The sequence below is a fragment of the Dolichospermum sp. LEGE 00240 genome (assembly GCF_015207875.1).
Classification (GTDB): domain Bacteria; phylum Cyanobacteriota; class Cyanobacteriia; order Cyanobacteriales; family Nostocaceae; genus Dolichospermum; species Dolichospermum gracile.
This window is the reverse complement of the sequence record NZ_JADEVZ010000137.1, coordinates 1-5,627: the sequence shown is the minus strand read 5'-3', so window position 1 is coordinate 5,627 and position 5,627 is coordinate 1. Positions and strand designations below refer to the sequence as shown.

Sequence of the window (5,627 nt, the reverse complement as noted above, 5' to 3'; positions counted from 1 at the left end):
TCCCCTACCTCCCCAACTTCCCCAACTTCCCTTCCTCTTACCTTCTGACTCCTGATTCCTAGCTCTCACGAAAAGATTTTTCCAGTTATGATACTCAAAATTGTGGCAAATTTTTTCATATTAGTAATTATAGCTGTTTGGGTAGTGGCGATCGCTCTAATTTCTGTCCAAAATGCTACTCCTGTATCTTTACGGTTTTTGGTTTTTCAATCCATACAAATTCCCTTTGGTTTGATGTTAGCTTTTAGTGTGGCTGTCGGTTTATTAGGTACAGCAGTTTTGCAGCCTCTCTGGGGATTGGGAGAATCTCAATCTAGAATAGATGAAGATGCAGAGTTTTTTGTTGATGATGAGGATTTTTAAGTTTTGTTTCACACAAAGGCGCAAATTTATGATTAGTCGGTTTTAACCGACTTTTGCTTTTAGACAGGGAATTTATTCCCTGGCTGCCTCATATTTAGTATAATAGATAATGATTAACGGTAAAAACTATGACTAAGTTACTTGAAGAAGCTATTCAACAAATAAAGCAACTTCCTGAAACTGAACAAGATATAATTGTCAGAATGTGATTGGCTGGGTGTTTGTAATTGTGTGAAAATATCTTTGTCCGTAGATCCCGAAAACCTTTAATGAGGTAAAATAAAAATGACTATAACTTATCAAATAGATTTCAATATTTGGCTTGAAGAAACAGCCAAATTATTACTAGAAAATCGCTGGCAAGAAATAGATAAAGAACATTTAATTGAGGAGATTTCTGAATTGGGTAAAAGTGAAAGACGGGCAATTTCTAGTCAATTAATTCGCCTACTTTTACACTTACTCAAATGGCAATATCAACCTCACCGACGCTCAGACAGTTGGCTAGATTCTATCACAGATGCGCGTACTCAAATTGAATTAACTATTAAAGATAGTCCCAGTCTCAAAAATTATCCTCAAGAACAATTACAAGAAAGCTATGGAAAAGCCCGTCGTCAAGCCGCAAAGCAAACAGGATTGATAATTTCTACATTTCCCGAAAAATGTCTTTATACTTTGGAATTAATTTTAGATGAAAATTGGTTGCCACAATAGCAAATTCACATTCGGTGAATATCACAAAGCCCACCTGAGTGGGCTAATGAGGTAGATTTGTGTAGAGAAATGCTATTAATAAGGATCTGAATCAAACCTTCCCCGTTTCACACTTCTGAGATAATAACCCCGTGATGGTAATTTATTTAAGTCGAAAGTGTCACCTCTAGGAACTCGCCAGATTTTGTAGTCGTGATAGGTGAGAGGAGTCCCCTTTTCACAAATTTCTGGGGGATGATCTCCTAAGACAAAATAGGCTGAACCTTTACCCACAACTTTAGCAATACCATATTTATCAACTAGTAAAGATGTTTGTTCACTAATTGCTATCCCTAATGCTTTTGAAGATACACCATCTTGGATTTGTCGGGCAATAAAAACCATAATTCTTCCCATTCTTTTGCGTTCATCAAAGTGGGTATCAATGATGGTTCCGCGCAAATATTTCCACTGGAAAAAATTATAGGTAAAGGTAATATTCCCGTAAGGATCATCAAGGGCTTCATGAGTTTCAATACTATCTTCACAAGCACAAGAATCATAAACATATTCACTTTGAATCATCGCCCCGGCACTTGTACCCCCAATCGCACCACCTTTATCGTAAACTGACTTGATAGCAACTTCTAATTTAGTATTTTTCCAGTGGCGAATATATTCACATTGATCACCACCCGCAAAGAAAATTACGCCAGCATTTCTGACTTTATCAAAAATATCGGTTCTGTTCGCTTCTTGACGATTACGAATGATGAGAGTTTCTACATATTTGACACCTCTCATGGGATAAATTAACTGATTGTAATCATCATTACCAGCAGCCCGAATGACTAAAACATTAACCTTATTGTCGCTGTAACTACCGCCTCTGACTTGATTAATCATCCATTGGATAGCGTCATCAACATCAGGTCCACCTCCACCTAAGTTATGAACAGGGCCAGCTAATTTAGGAAGTTGATAAGCTGGTTTGGAAGTAGGAGTCTGGCTATCGGCGATGATATCCTCAAAAAACCGTTTTAACTTAGTTGTTAAACGATTGAGGATGGAATTTACCATCTTCAATAAGCTGTTTTTTGCATTCTGCAAACGCTTGGATGTATTTAGGAATGCCTTTGTCATATTCAAATCTTGTCAAGCAAACAGCAATCATTTCTAACTTTCGCATTGTCCGGGGCTAAATTCCTAGCGTACAGGGTTTGTAGTGTTTTTTTAGGGCAAATTATCAGAGTAATCTTTGATTCTCGTTAAGTGAGTTGGCGTTAAAAATTGTCCTTATGGGAAGGGAATAGGGAATAGGGAATAGGGAATAGGGAATAGGGAACAGGGAATAGGGAATAGGGAATAGGGAATAGGGAATAGGGAATAGGGAATAGGGAATAGGGAATAGGGAATAGGGAATAGGGAATAGGGAATAGGGAATAGAAAAATCAGTTGTGTAATTAATTCTCTCCTCATTACTTACCAGACAATTTCTGCTCGTTCTTGCACTACTCTTTTATAAACCATTTCTGTTTGCTTACCTAATTTTATCCAGCTAAATCTTTTTTCTAAATCCGCATAAGCGTTATTTACCAACCATTGACAATAATCTGGATTTTTCAAAACTTCTAATATTCCCCAAGCTACAGAGTCGGAGTTGTTTACCCAAGTGGTAATTCCCGTTTTTGTGTGTTGAACTACTTCTGGGAAACCACCAGTATCGGAAACTATGACTGGTACGCGAGAGGCAAAACTTTCTAAGGCAACTATACCAAAGGGTTCATAAAGACTGGGAAAAACTGCACAGTCAGCAATGGTTTGAAATTTATCTAAGTATTCATCAGTCAGAAACCCAGTAAAGTAACACTTGTGCCAAATTCCCAAATCCCAAGCTTGACGTTTCAGATGGTCAGTATTACCACCACCGACGATAACAAATTTAACATTACCTTTCATTTCCCATAGTACCTTGGGGGCAGCATTGAGTAATACGGGTATGCCTTTCTCGTATGTCATGCGACCAAGATAATAGACAATTTTTTCATAATCTGCGGCAAATCGTCGCCGAAAATCTTGAGCATGAAAATCTTGATGATGTATTTTCTTTTCTGGGCGGATACCATTATAGATTACGTCAATTTTATCATTAGTAATATGTAGTGTTTGGATCATTTGCTGACGCATATATTCACTACAAACAATTACTCGCCAGGCATTGTGAGCTAGTGCATATTCTTTATCATGAATATAGCGTTGGGTATCATTATGAATGCCGTTATAGCGTCCATGTTCGGTGGCGTGAATTGTGGCAATGAGGGGAATTTTAAAGGTATGCTTGAGAGCGATCGCTGCATCTCCAACTAACCAATCATGGGCATGAATCAGATCAAATGGACCTTTTTCCATCAACAACTTACCGCCATGTTCTCCCATGCTCTCATTTAAGTTCACCACCCAGTGGAAAAAATCGTTACTAGCAGGCACGGGGACACGATGAATATGAATTCCTTCAACTACCTCATACAAGGATGCTGGACCGAATTCTGGCGTGATTAGGTGGATATCATGACCTAGCTTGATTAATTCCGGGTACAACTCAGCAACGTGACGAGCAATTCCGCCAACTATCCTCGGTGGAAATTCCCAACTCAGCACTAATATCTTCATTTGACTCCCCGATGATTGACAAAAATCTCAAAAGTTTAAAAACTATAATTATCTCAAAAAAAAGGGAATAGGGAATAGGGAATAGGGAGTAGAGAACATTTTGCCATAATATTCAAAAATATGTTTCATTTCTTATACATAGCAATCCTTATGAAATTTTTTTGTTCAAACTCCTGACTGGGCGCAGGCCCTGCGCCCCTACCTCCTGACTCCTTAAATTAAGTTGCAAGAACTTGATACAGCTTGTTTAAGCAAAACTGCATATTCTTCACTACTAATATAATAAGCTCCAAATCTGGCTAAATGAGGATTCATCATTTGTGCGTCAAATAGTCTAAATTTCCGTTGACGCAATCTTTCCACTAACTTTACCATTGCGACCTTAGAACCTTCGGAAATATTGAAAAACATGGATTCACCAATAAAAGCACCACCAATGACAATTCCCAAAATTCCCCCAGCTAATTTATCACCCAACCAAGTTTCAAAACTATAAGCGTAACCATTTTGGTAAAGTAACTCATAAATCTTGGCTAATTCTGGAGAAATCCAAGTTATGTCCCGGTTAGCACAGCCAGCAACCACGCCCAAAAAGTCCCGGTTAACGGCGACTGTAAACCTTTCTTGGTTAATCACGCGCTGTAATGATTTAGGATAGCGAAAGCGTTCATCTAAAGGAATGAGAGTTCTTTCCTTACTTCCATACCATCCCAGGTTATTACTTTCATCAGACATGAGAAAATAACCTTGAGCGTAACCCCGAACAATAGCAGCAACATCATATTCCATTATCTTCTTCTAAGATTACCCTAGCAAACAAATTCTATATAAAATATACAAAAATGACTTCAGCAATTCCATCTATTACCTTACCTCCTTCGGAAAATCCCCAGCAAGAAGGTGAATGGTTACAACAAAACCTGTTACATTGGCTTGATGAAGAGTTTATTCCTGAAGCAATCAATCAAAATATTGCCCAGCGGGCATCACAGATTTTTGTGAGACAACGCATGGAGGGAGAAAATGATTTAGGTTCTCTGGTAATTGCCATTGTCACAGAGATGCAATCATTTGATTTTTCTAAAAGTTTTTTTGGAGAGTTTGCGATCGCCAACGCCGTTAGCGATCTACTCTTAGATAGCCTGGGAATTGATTATTGTTGTGGGCAATAACACCTTGGTCATTGGTCATTGGTCATTGGTCATTGGTAATAGGGAATAGGGAATAGGGAACAGGGGGATATTGATATTTCTCTTGCCTCTTGCCTCTTGCCTCTTGCCTCTTGCCTCCTTCTACTGACCACTGACCATTGACAACTAACTCTACCAGCTAGACTTAACAACACCAGGTAAAAGACCTTCGTGGGCCCATTCCCGGAGTACGTTCCGAGACAAGCCGAAATCACGGTAAACGCCTCTAGGACGACCAGTTAACCAGCAACGGTTGTGCTTACGAGTAGGCGCACTGTTACGGGGTAATTGTTGAATTTTACGGTGAACTTCTAACTTCAGCAACGGAGATTCTGCTGTTCTAAACTCTTCTAATAGTGCTTCCCGCTTTTCAGCATACTTAGCTACCATTTTAGCGCGTTTCTTCTCGCGCTCAATCATACTCTTCTTCGCCATGAATTCCCTAATCTAATGAAAGACAGCATTCCCCATTCTACACCTTTATTGGCAATAATAGAGAAATTGGTAATAAAGTAAGGGTTGCTGATAGCGCGGCGTGACGTAAGTCATGGGCTAGGAGTCAGAAGTCAGGAGTCAGGAGTTACAGCAGTTTGCGATCAAGTCCAGTACAAAAATAGCTATCTAAATAGGGTCAAAAAACAATCCACAATGATTAAACCAATTGAGAGCATTTTCATCAGTAATAGCATTAACCGCCATAGTAATTGC

8 protein-coding genes are annotated in these 5,627 nt (G+C 39.0%); 4 read left to right on the top strand and 4 right to left on the bottom strand.

Annotated features, from left to right (window positions below):
• Positions 1-87: 87 nt before the first annotated feature.
• Complete coding sequence (locus IQ226_RS24310) at positions 88-363, top strand: lipopolysaccharide assembly protein LapA domain-containing protein (protein ID WP_193899657.1); 276 nt, start codon at positions 88-90, stop codon at positions 361-363.
• A 285-nt stretch (positions 364-648) separates the two neighbouring features.
• Positions 649-1,080, top strand: a complete 432-nt coding sequence (locus tag IQ226_RS24305) for a DUF29 domain-containing protein (protein WP_193899655.1) — start codon at positions 649-651, stop codon at positions 1,078-1,080.
• Between the two features lie 75 nt (positions 1,081-1,155).
• On the opposite strand, the gene IQ226_RS24300 is transcribed toward IQ226_RS24305, so the two are convergent.
• The 3 genes from IQ226_RS24300 to aat form a co-directional block, all read right to left on the bottom strand.
• Positions 1,156-2,202, bottom strand: a complete 1,047-nt coding sequence (locus IQ226_RS24300) for a cyanophycinase (RefSeq protein WP_193899653.1) — start codon at positions 2,200-2,202, stop codon at positions 1,156-1,158.
• A gap of 339 nt (positions 2,203-2,541) precedes the next feature.
• Positions 2,542-3,729, bottom strand: a complete 1,188-nt coding sequence (locus IQ226_RS24295; protein ID WP_193899651.1) for a glycosyltransferase family 4 protein — start codon at positions 3,727-3,729, stop codon at positions 2,542-2,544.
• Positions 3,730-3,942: 213 nt separating this feature from the next.
• Positions 3,943-4,518 carry a leucyl/phenylalanyl-tRNA--protein transferase gene (aat, locus tag IQ226_RS24290; protein WP_193899649.1) on the bottom strand — a complete coding sequence of 192 codons (576 nt, stop codon included), beginning with the start codon at positions 4,516-4,518 and terminating at the stop codon, positions 3,943-3,945.
• Positions 4,519-4,571: 53 nt separating this feature from the next.
• On the opposite strand from aat, the gene IQ226_RS24285 reads away from it, so the two are divergent.
• Complete coding sequence (locus tag IQ226_RS24285) at positions 4,572-4,901, top strand: hypothetical protein (RefSeq protein ID WP_193899647.1); 330 nt, start codon at positions 4,572-4,574, stop codon at positions 4,899-4,901.
• 150 nt (positions 4,902-5,051) lie between these two features.
• Here the strand turns inward: IQ226_RS24285 and rpsN are convergent, their stop codons facing one another.
• Positions 5,052-5,354 carry a 30S ribosomal protein S14 gene (gene rpsN / locus IQ226_RS24280; RefSeq protein ID WP_027404105.1) on the bottom strand — a complete coding sequence of 101 codons (303 nt, stop codon included), beginning with the start codon at positions 5,352-5,354 and terminating at the stop codon, positions 5,052-5,054.
• 84 nt (positions 5,355-5,438) lie between these two features.
• On the opposite strand from rpsN, the gene IQ226_RS25460 reads away from it, so the two are divergent.
• The coding region (locus IQ226_RS25460; RefSeq protein ID WP_228039653.1) for a hypothetical protein at positions 5,439-5,627 on the top strand (189 nt) is incomplete at its 3' end.

Bases quoted from the DNA above. Each gene is read 5' to 3' on its own strand.
- IQ226_RS24310 (WP_193899657.1), top strand. From the start codon at position 88: ATGATACTCAAAATTGTGGCAAATTTTTTCATATTAGTAATTATAGCT.
- IQ226_RS24305 (WP_193899655.1), top strand. From the start codon at position 649: ATGACTATAACTTATCAAATAGATTTCAATATTTGGCTTGAAGAAACA.
- IQ226_RS24300 (WP_193899653.1), bottom strand. From the start codon at position 2,202: ATGACAAAGGCATTCCTAAATACATCCAAGCGTTTGCAGAATGCAAAA.
- IQ226_RS24295 (WP_193899651.1), bottom strand. From the start codon at position 3,729: ATGAAGATATTAGTGCTGAGTTGGGAATTTCCACCGAGGATAGTTGGC.
- aat (WP_193899649.1), bottom strand. From the start codon at position 4,518: ATGGAATATGATGTTGCTGCTATTGTTCGGGGTTACGCTCAAGGTTAT.
- IQ226_RS24285 (WP_193899647.1), top strand. From the start codon at position 4,572: ATGACTTCAGCAATTCCATCTATTACCTTACCTCCTTCGGAAAATCCC.
- rpsN (WP_027404105.1), bottom strand. From the start codon at position 5,354: ATGGCGAAGAAGAGTATGATTGAGCGCGAGAAGAAACGCGCTAAAATG.